Here is a 21,309-nt window from a genome sequence, read left to right on the forward strand (position 1 = left end):
GGTCCCCTCTCCCGCACTCGCGCCTTCCCGCTCGCGCTCTCGCCGCAAGCGTAAGTGAGCACGGGAGGCAGGGGCCGTCAGCGCACGTTCACCGCGCTCCACGCCGCGCCGACCGCGGCGTACTCGGCGCTGTCGGTGCCGTAGAGGTCACCGGCGGCGCTCAGGGTGGCGGCGCGGGCGCCCGCGTAGTCGGTGGACGACGTCATGTACACGGTCAGCGCCCGGTACCAGATGTCGCCCAGCCCGTCCCGGCCGATCCCGGAGACCGTGGAGCCGTCACAGGTCGGGGAGTCGTACGCCACGCCGCCCACGGTCCGCGCGCCGCTGCCCTCGGCCAGCAGGTAGGCGAAGTGGTTGGCGACGCCGGAGGAGTAGTGGACGTCCAGGTCGCCCACCGCGGTGCTCCAGCAGTCGGCCGAACTCCCGTCCCTGCTCGGCCTGTCCATGTAGCGCAGCGCCTCGCGGCCGAACCCGTCCCGCACCACCTTCTCGCCGATCAGGTAGTCCCCGGGGTCGGCGGCGTTGCCGGCGTGCCACTCCACCAGGGCGCCGAAGATGTCGGAGGTCGCCTCGTTGAGGCCGCCGGACTCGCCCGAGTACGTCAGCGCGGCCGTCTTCGACGTCACCCCGTGCGACATCTCGTGCCCGGCGACGTCCAGCGAGACCAGCGGCCCGAAGGTCGTCCCGTCACCGTCGCCGTATGTCATGCAGAAGCAACTGTCGTCCCAGAAGGCGTTGTTGTACTCGTTGCCGTAGTGCACGCGGTTGTACGAACCCTTGCCGTCGCCCGCGATGCCGCTGCGCCCGTGGACGTTCCGGTAGTAGTCCCAGGTGGCGTCCGTGCCGTACTGCGCGTCCACCGCGGCCGAGGCGCGGTCGTCCGCGCTCCCCGAGCCCCAGTGGTTGTCGGCGTCGGTGAACAGCGTCGCGGGCGCCCGCACCAGGCAGATGCCCAGGAAGCACAGGTCGGTCCGGTTCTCCGCGTCACCCGTGTACGTGCCGCCGCGTGTCGGGCCCTTGAGCTGGTACGACGCCCCGGACCGCGTCGTCTCCAGCGGCACCGTGCCCCCGTACAGCGACTCGCCGTCACCGGAGACCGACTCGATGGCGTCCCAGGCGTCGATGCGGGCGCCCGTGCCCGCGTCGGTCAGCACGGTGCGGGCGACGGGGTTGCCGAGGGAGTCCAGCGCCACCGCGTTGGTCCGCCAGGCCAGCTTCGGGGCGCCGTGCAGGGCGTCGACGACCAGTTCGGGCTTGGCGGTGAGCCGCTTCAGCAGCTCGCCCGGGTTGGCGGCGCGCAGGGCGTTCGCGGCCAGGTCGGCGGCCTTGGGCGCCGACAGCTCGGGCGTGACGGTGGGCAGGGACAGGGCGGCGTCCGTCGCGCGGTCGGCGGAGCGGAAGGCGCCGTCCGGTGCGAGGTGCACGACGAAGTCGCCGCCCAGGACGGGGAGTCCGCGGTAGGTGCGGTCGTAGCGGACGTGCTGGGTGCCGTCGTCGTCGACGACGACGTCGCGCGCCTCGGTGTCCTGCGCGTCCGTCAGCCTCAGCGCTGCGGAGTGGTCCAGCAGGGCCGTCGCCGCGTGCTCCAGGGCGGCGGTGCGGGTCGGGCGGTCGGCTGCCGTGGCGCCGGGGGCCAGGGCGGCGACCAGGAGGGTCGCGGTGGTGGCGGCGAGGCCGGCCGTGGCGGTACGGGAACCTCTGACGTGCCGTATTCGGCTCATCGATCTCCTCGGGGCGGGCGCGCCTCTCGGCGCTTGCGGGCGCTGGTGCTGACTCGGATTCAAGGACCCGGGACATGACATGTCCATAGCGCTCGCGTGGAGATCGTGAGAGGAGAGAATGACGCCGTCAGGACAGGCTCTGGGGCCGCACCGTTTCCACCCGCACCGCGCACACCTTGAACTCCGGCATCCGCGAGACCGGGTCCAGGGCCGGGTTGGTCAGGGTGTTGGCGCGGCCCTCGCCCGGCCAGTGGAACGGCATGAACACGGTGTCGGGCCGGATGCCGGTGGTGATGCGGGCCGGCGCCACCGCCCGCCCGCGCCGGGACACGACCGCCAGCGGGTCGCCCTCGGCCGCCCCGAGCCGCGCCGCCAGCAGGGGGTGCAGCTCCACGAAGGGGCCCGGCGCGGCGGCGTTCAGCTCGGCCACCCGCCGGGTCTGCGCCCCGGACTGGTACTGCGCCACCACCCGTCCCGTGGTCAGCAGCACCGGGTACGCGTCGTCCGGCTCCTCGGCGCTCGGACGGTGCGCGACGGGGGCGAAACGGGCCCGGCCGTCCTCGGTGGCGAAACGGTCGAGGAAGAGACGGGGCGTGCCCGGGTGGGGCGCGGTGCCGGTGCCGTGGTCCGCGCCCCCGTCCGCCGGCGGTGCCGGGCACGGCCAGAACACCCCGTTCTCCTCGGCCAGCCGCCGGTAGTCGATCCCGGAGTAGTCCGCCGGGCCGCCCGCGCTCGCGCGCCGCAGCTCCTCGAAGACCTCCTCGGGCTCCACCGGGAAGCCCTTCTCCACGCCGAGCCGCCCGGCCAGCCCGTGCAGCACCTCCAGGTCACTGCGGACCCCCGCCGGCGGGGTGATCGCGCGCCGCCGCAGCAGCACCCGGCCCTCCAGGTTCGTCGTGGTCCCCGTCTCCTCCGCCCACTGCGTCACCGGCAGCACCACGTCCGCCAGTTCCGCCGTCTCGGAGAGCACCACGTCGCACACGGCCAGGAAGTCCAGCGACCGCAGCCGCCCCTCGACATGCGCGGCGCGCGGCGCCGACACCACCGGGTTGGAGCCCATCACCAGCAGCGACCTGATGTCCGTGCCCAGCGCGTCCAGCAGCTCGTACGCGCTGCGCCCCGGCCCCGGCAGCGAGTCCGGGCCGACGCCCCACACCTCGGCCACGTGCCGCCGCGCCGCCGGGTCGGTCAGCTTGCGGTACCCCGGCAACTGGTCCGCCTTCTGCCCGTGTTCACGCCCGCCCTGCCCGTTGCCCTGCCCGGTCAGGCAGCCGTACCCCGACCGGGGCCGCCCGGCCCGCCCGGTCGCCAGGCACAGGTTGATCCACGCGCCCACCGTGTCCGTGCCCTTGGCCTGCTGCTCGGGCCCGCGCGCGGTGAGCACCATCGCCGCCTCGGGCGCGCAGAACAGCCGTACCGCCTCCCGCAGTTCGGGCACGGCCACCCCCGTGATCCGCTCCACGTACTCCGGCCAGTGCGCCATCGCCGCCGCCCGCGCCTCCTCCCAGCCGGACGTGCGCTCCTCGACGTACGCCTCGTCGACCCGGCCCTCGGCGACCACCAGGTGCAGCATGCCGAGCGCGAGGGCGAGGTCGGTCCCGGGCCGGGGCGCGAGGTGCAGGTCGGCCTGCTCGGCGGTCCGCGTCCGGCGCGGGTCGACGACGATCAGCGTGCCGCCGTTCTCCCGCAGTGCGGTGAAGTAGCGCATGGACGGCGGCATCGTCTCCGCCGGGTTGGACCCCACGAGGATCACGCACCCGGTCTCCGGGATGTCCTCCAGCGGGAACGGCAGCCCCCGGTCGAGCCCGAAGGCCCGCGTCCCGGCCGCCGCCGCCGACGACATGCAGAACCGCCCGTTGTAGTCGATCTGCGAGGTGCCGAGGACCACCCGCGCGAACTTGCCCAGCGCGTACGCCTTCTCGTTGGTCAGCCCGCCCCCGCCGAACACCCCGAGCGCGTCCGCGCCGTACTCCGCCCGCGTGCGCCCCAGACTCCCGGCGATCCGGTCCAGCGCCTCGTCCCACCCGGCCGGCACCAGCGCACCGTCGCCCGACCGCACCAACGGCGAGGTCAGCCGCGCCCCCGGCGCGAGCACCTGCGGCGCCGTACGCCCCTTGCCGCACAGCGCACCCCGGTTCACGGGGAAGTCCGCCCGCTCGGACACCTCGACGGTCCCGCCCTCGACGGGCGTCAGGTTCATCCCGCACTGCAGCGCGCAGTACGGGCAGTGCGTGGGGACGGCGTTCGGCGCGGCGGTGTTCTGCATGCCGCCCAGCCTGCGTCTTCCGTGTTACGCGGCCGGTCGGCGCTCTGTTACGCCGCGGGGACGGCGGCCTCCCCGCCGCCGCGGGGCCCGCGTGAGGAGCGCGTGCGGGGCGTGTTCGGGGCGCGTGAGGAGCCGCGTCACCGCGCACCGGCGAGGGCCCGCGACACGCCCGGCTCCCTCGGCCCGAGGAAGTGCGGATCCGGCTCGAAGACCGCGTCCAGCGCCGCCTTGCCCGCCGCCAGGACCTCCCGCGCGCTCCCGTAGTACCAGGTCACGTCGTGCTCGTCGTCGACCCCGACGCCGTACGAGGCCACCCCCGCCTCCTGGCACAGCGCGACCGCCCGCCGGATGTGGAAGTCCTGGCTGATCAGCACGGCCCGGTCGACGCCGAAGATCTTCTTGGCGCGGACGCAGGAGTCCCAGGTGTCGAAGCCCGCGTAGTCGCCGACGATCCGCCCGTCGGGCACACCGTGCCGGACCAGGTAGGCGCGCATGGCGTCCGGCTCGTCGTACTCCTCGCGGCTGTTGTCCCCGGTCACGAGCACCACCTCGATCCGCCCCGCCCGGTACAGCTCCGCCGCCGCGTCCAGCCGGTGCGCGAGATACGGCGAGGGCTCCCCGTCCCACAGCCCGGCGCCGAAGACGACGGCGACCTCGGTGTGCGGCACGTCGGCGACGGTACGCAGCCGGTCGTCGGTGACCAGGCGCAGCCACGCCGCGGGCAGCAGCGCCAGCACGCATCCGGCCACCACCGCCCGCAGCAGCCGCCGCTGCCCCTTCCGGGTACGGGGAAGGCGCGGTCTGCGAAGTCTCGGGCGGCGCATGCGTACGGTTCCCTCCCCGGTCGGTTCCTGCCACCAGGGACGTCCGGGCGGGCCGTGCGGTTCGCCGCACGCTCACACGGACGGCCCGGCGCCGTGTGAACCGACGGAAAATCCCCGTGACGTCCGCGCAACGGGACGGCAACGTCCGGCGGGCACCCTCGGTGCATGACGGCGACGACAGCGACGAGCAACAGGACCACAGCCTCCACCGGCGGCACCCCCGCCCTGGTCGTCGTCGCCCACGGCAGCCGCGACCCGCGCGCGCTGAGCACCGTACGGGCCCTCCTCGACCGGGTCAGCGCCCTGCGCCCCGCCCTGCCGGTGCACCTGGGCCACATAGAACTGAACGAGCCCCTGCTGCCCGACACGCTCACCGCCCTCGGCGACGGGGAGGCGGTCCTCGTCCCCCTTCTCCTCACCCGCGGCCACCACGTCCGACGGGACATCCCCGACCTGGCCGCCGCCGCCCCGGCCCGCACCCGCGTGGCCGCCCCGCTCGGCCCGCACCCCCTCCTCGTGGACGCCCTGCACGCCCGCCTCACGGAGGCCGGCTGGCCCGCCCACCCGGGCCCGGACCACGCCGTCGTCCTCGCCTCCGCCGGCTCCCGCGCCCCGGCCTCCCGCACGGACACGTCCCGCACGGCGGCACTCCTCGCCGCCCGCCTGGGCGTCCCGGTCGTCCCGGCGTACGCCTCGGCGGCGACGCCGACGGTCCCGGAGGCCGTACGCGCGCTGACCGCCCGGGGCCACCGCAGGGTGGCCGTCGCCTCCTGCTTCACCGCCCCGGGCCGCTTCGCGACCCAGAGCGCGGCAGCGGCCCCGTGGATCGCCTCGGCCCCCCTGGGCACCCACCCGTCGATGGCCCACCTGCTGCTCCACCGCTACGACCGGGCACTTGGAGCCGACGGCGAGGAGAACGCACCTAAAGGGGCGCGGGGCGAGTCGACTTGCGGCTCCGCCGCGTGGGCGCGACCAGCCACAACCGAACCCGCACTCGCCCGATAGCCGCACCAGGCAGACGAGTAGGCCCCCACCTGTCACACCTTCCCCTTACTGTTCATGACATGGAAGGCACCGCACCCCCACCCTCGTACGACCCCACGTCAGTGGCCCGCTACGCCCCCGAGCCGGACAAACGCCCCGGCCGCACCGCCTTCCAACGCGACCGCGCCCGCATCCTGCACTCCGCCGCCCTGCGCCGCCTCGCCGGGAAGACGCAGGTCGTCGCGCCGGGGGAGGGCAGCCCCGTCTGGGACGCCAGCCCCCGCACCCGCCTCACGCACTCCCTGGAGTGCGCCCAGGTCGGCCGGGAGCTGGGCGCCGCCCTCGGCTGCGACCCCGACCTCGTCGAGGCCGCCTGCCTCGCGCACGACCTGGGCCACCCGCCCTTCGGGCACAACGGCGAGCAGGCGCTCAACGCGTTCGCCGAGGACTGCGGCGGCTTCGAGGGCAACGCCCAGTCCCTGCGCCTCCTCACCCGCATCGAACCCAAGCGGTTCACCGAGGACGGCTCCGTCGGACTCAACCTCACCCGCGCCACCCTCGACGCCGCGACCAAGTACCCCTGGCCGCGCGGCGCGCACCCCAGCGACCCGCTCTCGCGCAAGTTCGGCGTGTACGACGACGACCGGCCCGTCTTCGACTGGCTCCGCGAGGACGCCCCCGGCGCCCGCACCTGCTTCGAGGCCCAGGTCATGGACTGGGCCGACGACGTGGCGTACTCCGTGCACGACGTCGAGGACGGCCTGCACGCCGGCCACATCGACCCGAACTGCCTGCTCGCCGACCCCGAGCGCGAGGCCGTCTTCGCCACGGCCGTCGGACGGTACGTGCCCGCCGGCACCGACCACGCCGAGCTGGCCGCCGCCCTCGACCGGCTCCTCGCCCAGGACTGGTGGCCGCACGGCTACGACGGCTCGGCCGGCGCCCAGGCCCGGCTCAAGGACGCCACCAGCCAGCTCATCGGCCGCTTCTGCCTCGCCGCCGAGGCCGCCACCCGGGCGGCGTACGGGGGCGGCCGACTCACCCGGTACACCGCCGAGCTGGTCGTGCCGCGCGCGACCCGCATGGAGTGCGCCGTGCTCAAGGCGGTCGCCGTCCGCTACGTCATGCAGCGCACCGAGCAGGAGCGGCTCCGCGCCGACCAGCGGATCGTCGTCGCGGAGCTGGCCGAGGCGCTGACCGCCCGCGCACCGGACGGGCTCGACCCCCAGTTCCGCGCCCTGTTCGACGCGGCCGACGGCGACCGGGCCCGCAAACGGGTGATCGTCGACCAGATCGCGTCCCTCACCGACGCCTCGGCCCGCTCGCTTCACGCCCGTCTGACGGGGCATCCATGAGACTGGCGGCGGGACGGGTGTGACCCGGCGCCCGAAACGCGGTACAACGCGGTACTCGGGCGGTCGGAACACGGCAGGTCGTGGCCTGAACGGGTCCTTCCCCCTTCCCGCACCACGCCACGTGCGGGACGCTCGCATGTGGCGGCACCCTGACGAGGAGGCAGACAAGTGGTCGACGCGGATCAGACATTCGTCATCGTCGGAGGCGGCCTGGCGGGCGCGAAGGCGGCCGAGACGCTCCGTACGGAGGGCTTCACCGGCCGGGTGATCCTCATCTGCGACGAACGCGACCACCCCTACGAGCGCCCGCCGCTGTCCAAGGGCTACCTGCTCGGCAAGGAGGAACGCGACAGCGTCTTCGTGCACGAGCCCGCCTGGTACGCCCAGCACGACATCGAGCTGCACCTCGGCCAGACCGTCGTCGCGATCGACCGCGCCGCCAGGACCGTCCACTACGGCGACGACGGCACCCACGTCAGCTACGACAAGCTGCTCATCGCGACCGGCGCCGAGCCGCGCCGCCTCGACGTCCCCGGCACCGACCTGGCGGGCGTCCACCACCTGCGCCGGCTGGCCCACGCCGAGCGCCTCAAGGGCGTCCTCACCTCCCTCGGCCGGGACAACGGCCACCTGGTCGTCGCCGGCGCGGGCTGGATCGGCCTGGAGGTCGCGGCGGCGGCCCGCGAGTACGGGGCGGAGGTCACCGTCATCGAGCCGGCCCCCACCCCGCTGCACGGCGTCCTCGGCCCCGAGCTGGGCTCCGTCTTCGCCGAGCTGCACGAGGCGCACGGCGTCCGCTTCCGCTTCGGCGTGAAGCTGACCGAGATCGTCGGCCAGGACGGCATGGTGCTCGCCGCCCGCACCGACGACGGCGAGGAGCACCCCGCCCACGACGTGCTCGCCGCGATCGGCGCCGCCCCGCGCACCGCGCTCGCCCAGGCGGCCGGACTGGAGATCGCCGACCGCGCGGCCGGCGGCGGCATCGTCGTCGACGCGAACCTGCGCACCTCCGACCCGGACATCTACGCGGCCGGTGACGTGGCCTCCTTCCACCACGCCCTCTTCGACACCCGGCTGCGCGTGGAGCACTGGGCCAACGCCCTGAACGGCGGCCCGGCAGCCGCCCGCGCGATGCTCGGCAAGGGCCTCGCCCACGACCGCGTGCCCTACTTCTTCACCGACCAGTACGACCTGGGCATGGAGTACTCCGGCTGGGCGCCCGCCGGGTCCTACGACCAGGTGGTGATCCGCGGGGACGCGGCGAAGCGCGAGTTCATCGCCTTCTGGGTGAAGGAGGGCCGCGTGCTGGCCGGGATGAACGTCAACGTGTGGGACGTCACGGAGCCGATCCAGCAGCTGATCCGCTCGAAGTCCCGGGTGGACACGGAGGCCCTGGCGAACCCGCACGTATCCCTCGAAAGCCTCGTCGCATAGTTGTCGGTCCGCCCCCGTAGACTTCACGCGTGGCAGGACGGATCAACGACGAGGACGTGAAGGCGGTACGGGACGCGGTCCCGATCGACGCCGTCGTCTCGGAGTACCTCCAGCTGCGCAACGCGGGTGGCGGCAACCTGAAGGGGCTGTGCCCCTTCCACGACGAGAAGTCGCCGTCCTTCCAGGTCAGTCCGAGCAAGGGGTTCTTCCACTGCTTCGGCTGCCAGGAGGGCGGCGACACCATCACGTTCGTGATGAAGATCGACCACCTCACCTTCTCGGAGGCGGTCGAGCGCCTGGCCGGCCAGGCGGGCATCACGCTGCGCTACGAGGAGGGCGGGTACAACCCCTCCCACCAGCGCGGTGAGCGCATCCGCCTGGTCGAGGCCCACAAGATCGCCGCCCAGTGGTACGCGGAGCAGCTCGCGACCGGCCCCGAGGCGGACACCGGCCGCGCCTTCCTCGCCGACCGCGGTTTCGACCAGGCCGCCGCCGAGCACTTCGGCGTCGGCTACAGCCCCCAGGGCTGGGACCACCTCACCCGCTTCCTGCGCGGCAAGGGCTTCAGCGACAAGGAGCTGCTGCTCTCCGGCCTCTCCCAGGAGGGCCGCCGCGGCCCCATCGACCGCTTCCGCGGCCGGCTGATGTGGCCCATCCGCGACATCGGCGGCGACGTCGTCGGCTTCGGCGCCCGCAAGCTCTACGAGGCGGACAACGGCCCGAAGTACCTGAACACCCCCGAGACCGCGATCTACAAGAAGTCCCAGGTCCTCTACGGCATCGACCTCGCCAAGAAGGACATCGCGAAGGCGTCCCGCGCCGTCGTCGTCGAGGGCTACACCGACGTCATGGCCTGCCACCTCGCCGGGGTCACCACGGCCATCGCCACCTGCGGCACCGCCTTCGGCGGCGACCACATCAAGATCCTGCGCCGGCTCCTCATGGACAACGGCTCGGCCCGCGTGATCTTCACCTTCGACGGCGACGCGGCCGGACAGAAGGCGGCCCTGCGCGCCTTCGAGGACGACCAGAAGTTCGCCGCCGAGACCTACATCGCCATCGCCCCCGACGGCATGGACCCCTGCGACCTGCGCCTGGCCAAGGGCGACGACGCGGTCGCCGACCTGGTCGAGCCGCGCACCCCGCTCTTCGAGTTCGCGCTCCGCCAGATCGTCGCCCGCTACGACCTGGACACCCCGGCGGGCCGCGCCTCGGCCCTCGACGAGGCGGCGCCGGTCGTCGCCCGGATCAAGAACAGCGGCGCCCAGCACGAGGTCGCCGTGCAGCTCGCCGGAATGCTCGGCATCCTCGACACCCAGTTCGTGGTCAAGCGGATCGCCCAGCTCGCCCGCTGGGCCCGCGACCGCGGCGGCAAGGGCCCCGCCCCCGACCAGCGGCAGCGCGGCGGCGCCCCGCACCAGCAGTCCGGGCCCACGACATCCGCCCCCCGCGGCCCCGCCCTCAACCTCCGCAACCCGGTCTTCGCCACCGAACGCGAGCTGCTCAAGCTCGCCCTCCAGCGTCCCGAGCTGGTCTCCCCGGCCTTCGACGCGTACGGCGTCGACGAGTTCACCGCCCCGCCCTACGCCGCCGTACGCGAGGCGATCATGGAAGCGGGCGGCGCCGAGTTCGGCGTCCAGGACCCGCAGGACTACCTGGTCCGGGTCCGCGAGGCCGCCCCCGACGACGCCGTCCGCGCCACGGTCACCGAACTCGCGGTCGAGGCGATCATGCTGCACCGCGGCGTGAAGGGCGTCGACGAGGTGTACGCCGGCGCCCAGCTGGTCACCGTCCGCCGCCGCGCCGTCGAACGCCGCATCCGCGACATCACCGGCCGCCTCACCCGCCTCTCCGGCCACGGCGACCCCGCCGAACTGGCGGCCGTCCAGAACGAGCTGTGGGTCCTCCAGCAGTACGACCAGAACCTGCGCGAACACGGCGCCGCCGCGCTCTAGGAGGGCCCCCGGAGGCACGCGCGGGTTACCCGTCGGTCACGGCCCGGACGCAAAAAGTCACCGCACGACCCTCGTGGCGGTGATGTGTCGTACCCCACACTGGGGGCGGTACCTGAGTGCACGCGTGCGAGGCGGACGGCGGTGAGCGAGCCGGCTCCGCCCCCGACGTACCGCCGCCGGCCCCCGCCGGCCGCGTCCATCCTGGAGGTCGCCCCCGTGCAGACCCAGACCCTCACCCAGACCGACACCGGTACCGGTGGTGCGGAGCCGGTCGCGGAGCGCGGCACGCTCGTCGCGATGCCCGCGCAGCCCGGTGCCGGGCCGGCCGTGCACCACCCGGGCGGCCCCGCGGACGCCCCCGCGCCCGCCGAACCGCCGCCGCCCACCCGTACGGAGTCCGGCGGCCCCTCCTCCGACCTGTTCCGGCAGTACCTGCGCGAGATCGGCCGGATTCCGCTGCTCTCCGCGGCCGAGGAGGTCGACCTCGCCCGGCGGGTGGAGGCGGGCCTGTTCGCCGAGGAGAAGCTGCGGCGCACCCCCGGCCTGGACGACCGCCTCGCCCTCGACCTCGACCGGCTCGTCGTCATGGGCCGCCTCGCCAAGCGGCGCCTGATCGAGGCCAACCTGCGGCTCGTGGTGTCCGTGGCCAAGCGGTACGTGGGGCGCGGGCTGACCATGCTCGACCTGGTCCAGGAGGGGAACCTGGGGCTGATCCGGGCCGTCGAGAAGTTCGACTACGCCCGCGGCTACAAGTTCTCCACCTACGCCACCTGGTGGATCCGCCAGGCCATGTCCCGCGCCCTGGCCGACCAGGCCCGCACCATCCGCGTCCCCGTCCACGTCGTGGAGCTGATCAACCGGGTCGTCCGCGTCCAGCGCCGGATGCTCCAGGAACGCGGCTACGAGCCGACCCCGCGGGAGGTCGCCGCCCACCTGGACCTGCCCGCCGAACGCGTCGGCGAGGTGCTGCGGCTGGCCCAGGAACCGGTGTCGCTGTACGCGCCGGTCGGCGAGGAGGAGGACGTCGCCCTCGGCGACCTCATCGAGGACGGCGACGCCGCCAGCCCCGTCGAGTCGGCCGCGTTCCTGCTGCTGCGCCAGCACCTGGAGGCGGTCCTCTCCACCCTCGGCGAACGCGAACGCAAGGTCGTCCAGCTCCGCTACGGCCTGGTCGACGGCCGCCCCCGCACCCTGGAGGAGATAGGCCGCCTCTTCGGCGTCACCCGCGAACGCATCCGCCAGATCGAGTCCAAAACCCTCAACAAACTCCGCGACCACGCCTACGCGGACCAGCTGAGGGGCTACCTGGACTGAGGCGCGGGGTGCGCTCCCGCGCCGCAGCCGCGGGCAATCGCGCCTCCCCCAGTGCCTGAACGGCCTGGGAGGTACCCCCAGGGCGGCACGGGTGGGCGCGGCACCCCGACGCCGGGCAACCCCTCACCCACCTCAGCCACCGCTCACCCCACCTCGGCCACCGCCTCCGCGAACTGAGCCTTGTACAGACGCGCGTACGCGCCGTCCGCGGCCAGCAGCTCCGTGTGCGCCCCCTGCTCCACGATCGCCCCGTCCTCCATCACCAGAATCGTGTCCGCGTCCCGGATCGTCGACAGCCGGTGCGCGATCACGAACGACGTCCGCCCGTGCGCCAGCTTCGCCATCGCCTTCTGGATCAGCACCTCCGTGCGCGTGTCCACGGACGACGTCGCCTCGTCCAGCACCAGGATCACCGGGTCGGACAGGAACGCCCGCGCGATGGTGATCAGCTGCTTCTCACCCGCGCTCACCCCCGTGCCCTCGTCGTCGATCACCGTGTCGTAGCCGTCGGGCAGCGTCCGGACGAACCGGTCGGCGTGCGCGGCCCGCGCGGCCTCCTCGATCTCCCCGCGGGTGACCTCCCGCGAGGCCCCGTACGCGATGTTCTCCGCGATGGTGCCGCCGAACAGCCAGGTGTCCTGGAGCACCATGCCGATGCCGGCCCGCAGCTCGTCCCGGGACATCTTCGCGATGTCGACGCCGTCCAGGGTGATCCGGCCGCCGGAGACCTCGTAGAACCGCATCAGCAGGTTGACCAGGGTCGTCTTGCCGGCCCCGGTCGGGCCGACGATGGCGACCGTGTGGCCCGGCTCCACCTTCAACGACAGGTCCTCGATCAGCGGCTTCTCGGGGTCGTAGCGGAAGGACACGTGGTCCAGTTCCACCCGCCCGCGCAGGTCCTCGGGCCGCACGCCCGGGATCGGGTCCGCCGACTGCTCCTCCGCGTCGAGGAGTTCGAAGATCCGCTCCGCCGACGCCACGCCCGACTGCACCAGGTTCGCCATCGACGCGACCTGCGTCAGCGGCATCGAGAACTGCCGGGAGTACTGGATGAAGGCCTGCACGTCGCCGATGGACAGCTGGCCGGAGGCCACCCGCAGTCCGCCGACCACCGCGACCAGCACGTAGTTCAGGTTGGAGACGAACATCATCAGCGGCTGCATGATCCCGCTGTTGAACTGTGCCTTGAACCCGGCCTCGTACAGCGCGTCGTTCTGCTCGGCGAACTGCTTGGCCGACTCCTCCTGCCGCCCGAACACCTTCACCAGCGTGTGCCCGGTGTACATCTCCTCGATGTGCGCGTTCAGCTGCCCCGTCGAGCGCCACTGCTGCACGAACTGAGGCTGCGACCGCTTGCCCACCCGCGTGGCCACCACGAAGGACAGCGGCACGGTGATCAGGGCGACCAGCGCCAGGATCCAGGAGACGTAGAACATCATCGCCAGCACGCCGATGATGGTGAGCAGCGAGTTGATCAGCTGGCCCATCGACTGCTGGAGGGTCTGCTGGATGTTGTCGATGTCGTTCGTCGCGCGGCTCAGCACCTCGCCGCGCTGGCGCTTGTCGAAGTACGACAGCGGCAGCCGGGACAGCTTCGTCTGCACGTCCTCGCGCAGCCGGAACATCGTCCGGTTCACCGCCCGGTTCACCAGGCGCGTGGCCACCGCCATCAGCAGCCCCGCCACCGCGAACGTCGCCAGCGCGAGCAGCAGCACCTCGCCGACCGCGCCGAAGTCGATGCCGCGGCCCGGGGTGAAGTCCGTGCTGCGGAGCATGTCGGCGACGTTGCCGTCCCCGTGCGCGCGCATGTCGTCCAGGACCTGCTCCTTCGTGGCCCCGGACGGCATGTCCCGCCCGACGATGCCCGCGAAGACCAGGTCGGTGGCCCGGCCGAGGATCTTCGGCCCGACCACGTTGAGGCCGACGCTGACGACGACGCACGTCAGCAGCGTGAACAGCGTCGCCCGCTCCGGCCGGAACTGGGCGACGAGCCGCTTGCTCGACCCCTTGAAATCCATCGATCGCTGGTCGGGGCCGCCCCCGGCCATCATGCGACCCGCAGGCCCTGCCATCAGGCAGCCTCCGCTTCCGTCAGCTGGGAGAGCACGATCTCCCGGTAGGTCTCGTTGTCCGCCATCAGCTCGTGGTGCCGGCCCACGCCGACCACCCGCCCCTCGTCCAGCACGACGATCCGGTCCGCGTCCCGGATGGTCGCCACCCGCTGCGCCACGATCACCACGGTCGCCTCGGCGGTCTCCCGGGCCAGCTCGGCCCGCAGCGCCGCGTCGGTGGCGTAGTCGAGGGCGGAGAAGGAGTCGTCGAAGAGGTAGATCTCCGGGCGCTGGACCAGCGTCCGCGCGATGGCGAGGCGCTGGCGCTGACCGCCGGACACGTTGGTGCCGCCCTGCGCGATCGGCGCGTCGAGCCCGCCCTCAAGATCGGAGACGAACCCCTTGGCCTGCGCAACCTTCAGCGCGTGCCACAGCTCCTCGTCCGTGGCGTCCGGATTGCCGTACCGCAGATTGGTCGCGACGGTGCCCGCGAAGAGGTACGGCTTCTGCGGCACCAGGCTCACCACCCTGGCCAGCGTCCTCGGGTCGACGGTGCGCACGTCCGCGCCGTTGACCAGGACCTCCCCGTCGGTGGCGTCGAACAGGCGGGGGACCAGGCCCAGCAGGGTCGACTTCCCGCTGCCGGTCGAGCCGATGACGGCGGTCGTCTCGCCCGGCTTGGCCACCAGGCCGATGTTCCTGAGTACCGGCTCCTCGGCGCCGGGGTAGCGGAAGCCCGCCTCCCGGATCTCCAGGTGCCCGTGCCGGCGCAGCTCGGTGACCGGCGCCACCGGCGGCACCACACTGCTCTCGGTGCCCAGGACCTCCTGGATGCGCTCGGCGCACACCTCCGCGCGCGGCACCATCATGAACATGAAGGTGGCCATCATCACGGACATGACGATCTGCATCAGGTAGGCGAGGAACGCGGTCAGGTCGCCGATCTGCATCCCGCCGCTGTCGATGCGGTGGGCGCCGAACCAGACCACCGCGATCGACGACAGGTTCACCACCGTCATGACCACCGGGAACATCAGCGCCAGCAGGTTGCCGGTGCCGAGGGACACCTCGGTCAGCTCGGTGTTGGCCTTCCGGAAGCGCTGCTGCTCGTACTCGTCGCGCACGAAGGCGCGGATGACGCGGTTGCCGGTGATCTGCTCGCGCAGCACCCGGTTCACCGTGTCGAGGCGCACCTGCATCTTCCGGAACAGCGGGCGCAGCCTCCGCACGATCAGCGTGACGCAGATCGCCAGCACCGGCACGACCCCGAGCAGCACCCCGGACAGCGGCACGTCCAGGCCGAGCGCCATCACGATGCCGCCCACGCACATGATCGGCGCCGACACCATCAGGGTGAACGTCATCAGGGCCAGCATCTGGACCTGCTGCACGTCGTTGGTGGTCCGCGTGATCAGCGAGGGCGCGCCGAAGTGGCCCACCTCGCGCGCCGAGAAGGACTGCACCCGGTCGAAGACGGCACCGCGCACGTCCCGGCCCAGGGCGGCCGCGGTGCGCGCGCCGTAGAAGACGGCACCCATGTTGCAGACCACCTGGGCCAGCGAGATGCCGATCATCAGGGCGCCGTAGCTCAGGATGTAGCCCGAGTCACCCTTCACGACGCCTTCGTCGATGATGTGCGCGTTCAGGGTCGGCAGGTACAGGGAGGCGCAGGTCTGAAGGAACTGCAGCGTCACCAGCAGCGCGATGGGTTTCTTGTAGGGCCTGAGATAGGTCCGCAGGAGTCGTATGAGCACACTGAGTCTCTCGGAGTCGGCGACAGGGGCCGCGGTTGGTTGCCCCTGGCCCCTATCGTCGGACACTCCACCCGCGTTACCTCAACCGATTAACCCAAGAGCACGGCAAATTCCGGCCTACGAGGGGTCACGAAGAGTCACGAGGGATGCGGCTCCCCGCGCCTCACAGCGCGCCCGGGTGCGTCTGCTCGCGCACCGACACGAACTGCTGGCGCACGGCCTGCCCGACCGCCAGCTCCTCGCCCGGCTCGAGGACCTGCGCCACCGCGCCCTGCCAGGCCGGGGGAGTGCGCGGGTCCAGCGTGCCCTGGGAGACGCCCAGCGCCCAGGCCGCCTGCCGGGCCGAGCCGATCGCCGCGTAGTCCGCCGGCTGGGGTACGACGACCTGCGTCCCGAACAGCGCCGGCGCCGCCGCCTGCACGGCCGGCAGCTCGGCCGCCGCGCCCAGCAGGAACACCCGCCGTACGTCCACGCCCCGAAAGCGCAGCACGTCCAGGGCGTCGGCGAGACCGCACAGCATCCCCTCGAACGCGGCCCGCGCCAGGTGCTCCGGCCGCATCGACTCGCGCCGCAGGCCGGCGAGCGTCCCGGCGGTGTGCGGCAGGTTCGGCGTCCGCTCGCCCTCCAGATAGGGGAGCAGCACGAGGCCGTGCGACCCGGGGGTCGACTTCATCGCCAGCTCGGACAGGCCCTCCAGGTCCGGCACGCCGAGCAGTTCGGCGGTACCGCGCAGGACCCGCACCGCGTTCAGCGTGGTGACGACCGGCAGATGCATGCCCGTGGCGTCCGCCAGAGCGGTGATCATCCCGGACTGGTCGACGAGCGGCTCGGTGTGCACGGCCATCACGGACCCGGAGGCGCCCAGCGACACCACCGCGTCGCCGAGACCGATCCCGAGCCCGAAGGCGGCGGCCTGGGTCTCGCCGGTCCCGGCGGAGATCAGCAGCCCCTCCGGCGTCGTACCGGCCGCGTCGGCCGGGCCGATCACCTCCGGCAGCATCGCCTGGTGCCCGAGCGCCAGCTCCACCAGGTCGGGCCGGTAACCGCCGGTCGCCGCCGACCAGTACCCCGTGCCGGAGGCCCCGCCCCGGTCCGTGGTCCGCCGGGCCGGCCGCCCGAGCAGCTGCCACACCAGCCAGTCGTGGGCCTGGAGCAGGACGGCGGTCCGCGCGGCGGCCTCCGGCTCGCTCCGCGCCAGCCAGCGCAGCTTCGTCACCGGCTGCGCGGTCTGCGGCACCGAGCCCACGGCCTGCGCCCACGCCTCGCGCCCGCCGAGCGCGTCGATCAGGTCGGCCGCCGCGACCTGCGAACGCTTGTCTCCGCCGACCAGGGCCGGGCGCACCGTGTTGCCCTGCGTGTCCAGCGGCACGACCGAGTTGGCCTGCGCCGACACGCCGATGGCCTGCACGCCCTCGAGGAGTCCGCCGCCGGCCGCCTCCCCGAGGGACAGCAGCCAGGCCTGCGGATCGACGTCCGCGGGCCGGCCCCCGCCCTCGGGGCTCTCCAGCGGGTGCGGCGCGTAGCCCTGGCGCAGCACGGCGCCCGTGTCCGAATCGCAGACGACGATACGAGTGAAATCGGGCGAACTGTCCAGCCCGGCGACTATCCCCATACGTGAAATTCTGCCGCACCGGGTGCGGTGGCCGTACCGGGCCTCAGGTGTTGCTGGTGCCCCAGTCGTCCGGACCGCTGCCGTTCGTGCCGCGCTCGCGCAGCGAGCGGACCCGGTGGGCCACCGAGTCGGGCACCCGGTCACCGACCTTGTCGCTCACCACGTGGTACGCCTTGTCGGCGAAGTGCCTGCCCTGCTGGGCGGCGGACTCCGCGGTGTTGCGCACGGCCGGGTTCTGCGCGACCTGCTGCGCGGACTTCCGCAACTGCTCGTAACGCTCCCGCCCGGCCTTCGTGCCGAGCACGTAACCCACCGCTAGTCCGACGACGAACGTGAGCCGGTATCGCATGGCGGCCACCCTTCCCTTCGCTGGCTTCGGGGGTGCCGGAGAGTACCGATTGGCGGAGCACCCCCCTGCTTGCGCTAATGTATGTGTCGCAGCGAGCGCGCGCCCCCTGGCGAATACCCAGGCAGACACGTTCGATGCGACACGAGACCTTCCTCGGTAGCTCAATTGGCAGAGCAGCCGGCTGTTAACCGGCAGGTTACTGGTTCGAGTCCAGTCCGGGGAGCTCGGTCCTCCGTAGCTCAATTGGCAGAGCAGCCGGCTGTTAACCGGCAGGTTACTGGTTCGAGTCCAGTCGGGGGAGCGCGGTGAACGAGGACCCTCCGGGGTCCTTTTTCATGTGCCCCCACGTCCGTCCCGTGCCCCGGGAACCGCGCGGCACGCTGCGGAGTCCTCAAGGTCATGAAGGCAGCCGTGGAAGCCGACCATCCGAGGCAGGAGATCGTATGAGCGGCTATGCTGCGGCAGACGGCGCGCACACATGTACGCGACACGCCGCTTTGGGGCGGTAGCTCAGCCGGTTAGAGCAGCGGACTCATAATCCGTCGGCCGTGGGTTCGAGTCCCACCCGCCCCACTCCGCACCACCTCTGCAGAAACCTTCTGGCCCGTGGTGGTGCCGCGTCACCGGTTGTCCGGTTCCTTCCCGGCGCGCTCGGCCTCGGCCTCGTCGTCGCGCTCGCCCTCCGCCTGTGAAGGCGTGGAGTGCGGCACGTCCGGGGTGTCGGGCTCGTCGTCGCGTTCGCCCTCGGCCTGGGACGGGGTGGGCTCGCTCATCATGTACCTCCTCCTGCCGGGCGGGTCGCGGGCCGAGTACCCCGTCCGGGAGGTCGCCACCACCCGCTACAGCGGCGCCCACCAGGAGACCGTCGTGCCCCGTCCCTCGTCCCCGCCGTCGGCGGTGACCCTCAGGCGTACGCCCGCCCGGCCCTCCGGCAGCGCGGCGGGCGTCTCCACGGTGACCTCGACGCGGGAGACGCCCGGACGTCCGGAGGCGGCCGCCAGGGCGTCGCGGAGGGCGGTGAGGAGGCGGTCGGCGACCCGGTCGGGGACGCTGGTGTCGACGGGGCCCCTGAAGTGTGCGGAGGGCGTGGTGCCGAACCGGGCGGCGGCCGACGCGGTCTCGCGCAGGACCCGGACGCGCAGGCCGGCCGGCGGTTCGGCCGGGGGCTGTTGCAGCGCGAAGATGGTGGTGCGGACCTCCTGGACCGTGGAGCGCAGCTCGTCCACCGCCCGGCCGAGGATGTCGTGGACGTCGCCGGCGTCCGGGCGGCGCTGCGTGGACTCCAGCATCAGGCCGGTGGCGAACAGCCGCTGCACCACCAGGTCGTGCAGGTCGCGGGCGATGCGGTCGCGGTCCTCGTAGACCGCCAGCCGCTCCCGGCCGCGCCGGGCGTCGGCCAGGACGAGGGCGAGCGCCGCCTGCGAGGCGAACTGCGTCGCGAGCAGCCGTTCCACCTCCGTGTAGGGGCGTCCGCCGCGGCGGCGGGGCAGGGCGAGGGTGCCGATCAGCCGGCCGCTCGCCCGCAGGGGCAGCATCATGCTCGGCCCGAACCGGTGCCGTACGTGGGTCGTCATGCGCGGGTCGGTCGCCGAGTCGTCGATGAACACCGGTTCGCCGCCCAGGAGCTGTTCCAGGACCGGGCTGCCCGGCGCGATGGTGGCGCCGACCATGCCGTCCGGGTCCTCCGGCGTCGAGGCGGTCACGATGGCCATGCCGCCCTCGGCGGTCGGGTGCAGGATGACGCCCGCGGAGGCGTCGGCGAGCAGCCGGGCCCGTTCCGCGACCGTGGTCAGCGCGTCGTCCGCGCCCTCCTCGGTGAGCAGCGCGGTGGTGACGGCCGCCGCGCCCTCGATCCAGCGCTCCCGCTGCCGGGCCGTCTCGTACAGCCGGGCGTTGCCGATCGAGACACCGGCCTGCACGGCCAGGACCCGCAGCAGCTGCTCGTCCTCGACGGTGAACGGGCCCGCCCCGGGCCGCCCGGCCAGCCGCAGCTCGCCGAACTCCTCGTCCCGCACGTGGACCGGCACCCGCAGCACGGGTGCCGTCTCCGGTACGGGGCCCGGGCCGGCGGCGCGGAACTCGGCGAGCCGCGTCTCGCCCGGCGCGGTGACCACCAGGGACGCGTGGCGGGCGCCGGTCAGGTCGGCGGCGCCGTCCACGATGTGCTGAAGGACGGTGGGCAGATCGAGCGCGGTGCCCACGCCCAGGAGCGCTTCGAGGAGACGGGCCAGGCGGGGCGCGGGGTGCGCGGTCATGCGTCGGGCTTCCTCGGTCTCCTGCCGTCCGGCCCCGGTGTCCCGGTCTCCTCGGCCGTACGGCGGCGGATCAGTCGGACTCGACGCCGGGAGCGGCGTCCGCGCCGGAGCCGGAGCCGGAGCCGACGCCTGCGTCCGAGGTCGTCGGGTGCAGGACGAGCGGCTCGACGCGGCCCTCCAGCATGCTGCCGAGACCCTGGACCGCGCACACGTCGGGCCGCTCCGCGATGTGCACCGGCATGCCCGTGGCCTGACGCAGCATCTGGTCGAAGCCCGGCAGCAGCGCGCTCCCGCCGACCATCATGATCCCGCGGTCGGCGAGGTCCGCGACCAGGTCGGGCGGGCAGTCCCGCAGCACCTTGCCGATGCCGTCGAGCACGGCCGTCAGCGGGGTCTGGATGGCGTTGCGCACCGTGGCGGTGTCCACCCGCACACTGCGGGCCAGGCCGGTCGCCACGTCCCGGCCGTGGATCTCGGTGGACGCCGGCCCCTGCGGGGTCAGGCCGTTGCCGGACAGGGCGAGTTGCAGCGGGCGTACGGACTGGCTGGGCAGCACCAGCTCGTGCTGGTGGCGCAGCAGCTGCACGATCGCGTGGTCCACGGCCTCGCCGCCCACCGGGACGCGCTCGGCGGTGACGATCGAGCCGAGGGAGAGCACCGCGACCTGCGTGGCGTGCGCACCGCACACCATGATCATGGTCGCCTCGGGCCGTTCCACGGGCAGTCCGCAGCCGACCGCCGCCGCGATGAGGGTGTCGACGAGTTCCACCCGGCGCGCGCCGAGGCCGACCAGCGTCTCGATCGCCGCCCGCTGGGAGAGCGGGTCCGCGTCGTGCGGGGTGCACACGGCGGCCCGCAGCCGGGGCTTGCGGCGCAGGGTGCGGCGGATCCGGTCGCCGAGCAGGTGCCGCAGCATGCGCTGGGCCATCTCGATGTCGACGACCGTGCCACCGGAGACCGGACGCACCACACGGATGTAGCCGGGGGTGCGGCCGGTCATCTTCTCCGCGAACTCGCCGACCGCGATGAGGGCGCCGGTGCGGGTGTTGACGGCCGCGGCGGACGGCTGGTCGACGACGAGCCCGGCCCCCTTCACATACACGCGGGTCCGCGCCGCGCCCAGGTCGACGGCGAAGTGGCAGCGGCGCAGCGCCTCCAGACTGGCGGTACTGGCAGTGCTGGCGGTCATGGCGAATCCTCCCGAGAGCGCGGACCGTGCGGGGCCGCCCGGCGGCCGGCCCTTAGGCACCGATCGTGCGCGGCGGCGCGGCCGGGCGCCTGCTGGAGGGGGCCGGGCGGGGGGCGGCTGAACGGGGGGGGTGCCCCCGGCCTCGCCGGGGGACCGGCCCCGGTACCCCGAACCGGCCGGCGGGCGCGCCCGATGCCGCCGCCGGTGCACCGGGGCGCCGGCCTCCCGCGCCACTGGCGGGAACCC

General features: G+C 73.3%; 15 protein-coding genes and 3 tRNA genes. 8 read left to right on the forward strand and 10 right to left on the reverse strand.

The features are described from left to right. Positions 1-77: 77 nt before the first annotated feature. The 3 genes from OHA99_RS25505 to OHA99_RS25515 all read right to left on the reverse strand — a co-directional run bounded on the left by OHA99_RS25505 (position 78) and on the right by OHA99_RS25515 (position 4,811). Positions 78-1,721, reverse strand: coding sequence for a M4 family metallopeptidase (locus OHA99_RS25505; RefSeq protein ID WP_405698008.1), 1,644 nt, complete (start codon positions 1,719-1,721; stop codon positions 78-80). A gap of 127 nt (positions 1,722-1,848) precedes the next feature. After that, the gene (locus OHA99_RS25510; protein WP_405698010.1) at positions 1,849-3,987 is read right to left on the reverse strand and encodes a molybdopterin oxidoreductase family protein; all 2,139 of its coding nucleotides are present in this window, start codon (positions 3,985-3,987) and stop codon (positions 1,849-1,851) included. Positions 3,988-4,124: 137 nt separating this feature from the next. Further along, positions 4,125-4,811 carry a vancomycin high temperature exclusion protein gene (locus tag OHA99_RS25515; RefSeq protein WP_405698012.1) on the reverse strand — a complete coding sequence of 229 codons (687 nt, stop codon included), beginning with the start codon at positions 4,809-4,811 and terminating at the stop codon, positions 4,125-4,127. 165 nt (positions 4,812-4,976) lie between these two features. Between OHA99_RS25515 and OHA99_RS25520 the strand changes: the two genes are divergently transcribed. The 5 genes from OHA99_RS25520 (at position 4,977) to OHA99_RS25540 (ending at position 11,853) form a co-directional block, all read left to right on the forward strand. Further along, a complete protein-coding gene (locus OHA99_RS25520; RefSeq protein ID WP_405698014.1) occupies positions 4,977-5,816 on the forward strand; it encodes a sirohydrochlorin chelatase in 840 nt (279 codons plus the stop codon). A gap of 59 nt (positions 5,817-5,875) precedes the next feature. Then, complete coding sequence (locus tag OHA99_RS25525; protein WP_153179983.1) at positions 5,876-7,150, forward strand: deoxyguanosinetriphosphate triphosphohydrolase; 1,275 nt, start codon at positions 5,876-5,878, stop codon at positions 7,148-7,150. 168 nt (positions 7,151-7,318) lie between these two features. Then, positions 7,319-8,584 carry an NAD(P)/FAD-dependent oxidoreductase gene (locus OHA99_RS25530; RefSeq protein ID WP_381610531.1) on the forward strand — a complete coding sequence of 422 codons (1,266 nt, stop codon included), beginning with the start codon at positions 7,319-7,321 and terminating at the stop codon, positions 8,582-8,584. Positions 8,585-8,613: 29 nt separating this feature from the next. Beyond that, positions 8,614-10,539 (forward strand): DNA primase, encoded by a 1,926-nt coding sequence (gene dnaG / locus OHA99_RS25535; protein WP_153179985.1) that lies wholly within the window; start codon positions 8,614-8,616, stop codon positions 10,537-10,539. Positions 10,540-10,680: 141 nt separating this feature from the next. Next, on the forward strand, positions 10,681-11,853 hold the full coding sequence (locus OHA99_RS25540) for an RNA polymerase sigma factor (RefSeq protein ID WP_381546884.1): 1,173 nt from the start codon (positions 10,681-10,683) through the stop codon (positions 11,851-11,853). A gap of 143 nt (positions 11,854-11,996) precedes the next feature. Here OHA99_RS25540 and OHA99_RS25545 read toward each other — a convergent pair whose 3' ends face one another. From OHA99_RS25545 to OHA99_RS25560, 4 genes are all read right to left on the reverse strand, one after another. After that, on the reverse strand, positions 11,997-13,925 hold the full coding sequence (locus tag OHA99_RS25545) for an ABC transporter ATP-binding protein (protein ID WP_165686097.1): 1,929 nt from the start codon (positions 13,923-13,925) through the stop codon (positions 11,997-11,999). Beyond that, positions 13,925-15,658: an ABC transporter ATP-binding protein gene (locus OHA99_RS25550; protein WP_405698017.1), complete on the reverse strand. Its 1,734-nt coding sequence runs from the start codon at positions 15,656-15,658 to the stop codon at positions 13,925-13,927. The genes OHA99_RS25545 and OHA99_RS25550 overlap by 1 nt, the downstream gene beginning before the upstream one ends. A gap of 163 nt (positions 15,659-15,821) precedes the next feature. Then, complete coding sequence (locus tag OHA99_RS25555; RefSeq protein ID WP_153179989.1) at positions 15,822-17,270, reverse strand: FGGY-family carbohydrate kinase; 1,449 nt, start codon at positions 17,268-17,270, stop codon at positions 15,822-15,824. A gap of 43 nt (positions 17,271-17,313) precedes the next feature. After that, entirely contained in the window at positions 17,314-17,619 is a 306-nt protein-coding gene (locus OHA99_RS25560; RefSeq protein ID WP_007449397.1) for a YtxH domain-containing protein, read from the reverse strand. A gap of 150 nt (positions 17,620-17,769) precedes the next feature. Between OHA99_RS25560 and OHA99_RS25565 the strand changes: the two genes are divergently transcribed. From OHA99_RS25565 to OHA99_RS25575, 3 genes are all read left to right on the forward strand, one after another. Beyond that, positions 17,770-17,842 (forward strand) — tRNA-Asn (locus OHA99_RS25565). Between the two features lie 5 nt (positions 17,843-17,847). Beyond that, positions 17,848-17,920 (forward strand) — tRNA-Asn (locus OHA99_RS25570). 198 nt (positions 17,921-18,118) lie between these two features. Next, positions 18,119-18,192 (forward strand) — tRNA-Ile (locus OHA99_RS25575). A 47-nt stretch (positions 18,193-18,239) separates the two neighbouring features. Here OHA99_RS25575 and OHA99_RS25580 read toward each other — a convergent pair. The 3 genes from OHA99_RS25580 to OHA99_RS25590 form a co-directional block, all read right to left on the reverse strand. Beyond that, entirely contained in the window at positions 18,240-18,392 is a 153-nt protein-coding gene (locus tag OHA99_RS25580) for a hypothetical protein (RefSeq protein WP_164384864.1), read from the reverse strand. 66 nt (positions 18,393-18,458) lie between these two features. Next, a complete protein-coding gene (locus OHA99_RS25585) occupies positions 18,459-19,874 on the reverse strand; it encodes a GAF domain-containing protein (RefSeq protein ID WP_153179991.1) in 1,416 nt (471 codons plus the stop codon). 70 nt (positions 19,875-19,944) lie between these two features. Further along, positions 19,945-21,063, reverse strand: coding sequence for a rod shape-determining protein (locus OHA99_RS25590; protein WP_381606413.1), 1,119 nt, complete (start codon positions 21,061-21,063; stop codon positions 19,945-19,947). Between the last annotated feature and the right edge of the window lie 246 nt (positions 21,064-21,309).

Source organism: Streptomyces coelicoflavus, assembly GCF_045041415.1.
Taxonomy (GTDB): Bacteria; Actinomycetota; Actinomycetes; order Streptomycetales; family Streptomycetaceae; genus Streptomyces; species Streptomyces coelicoflavus.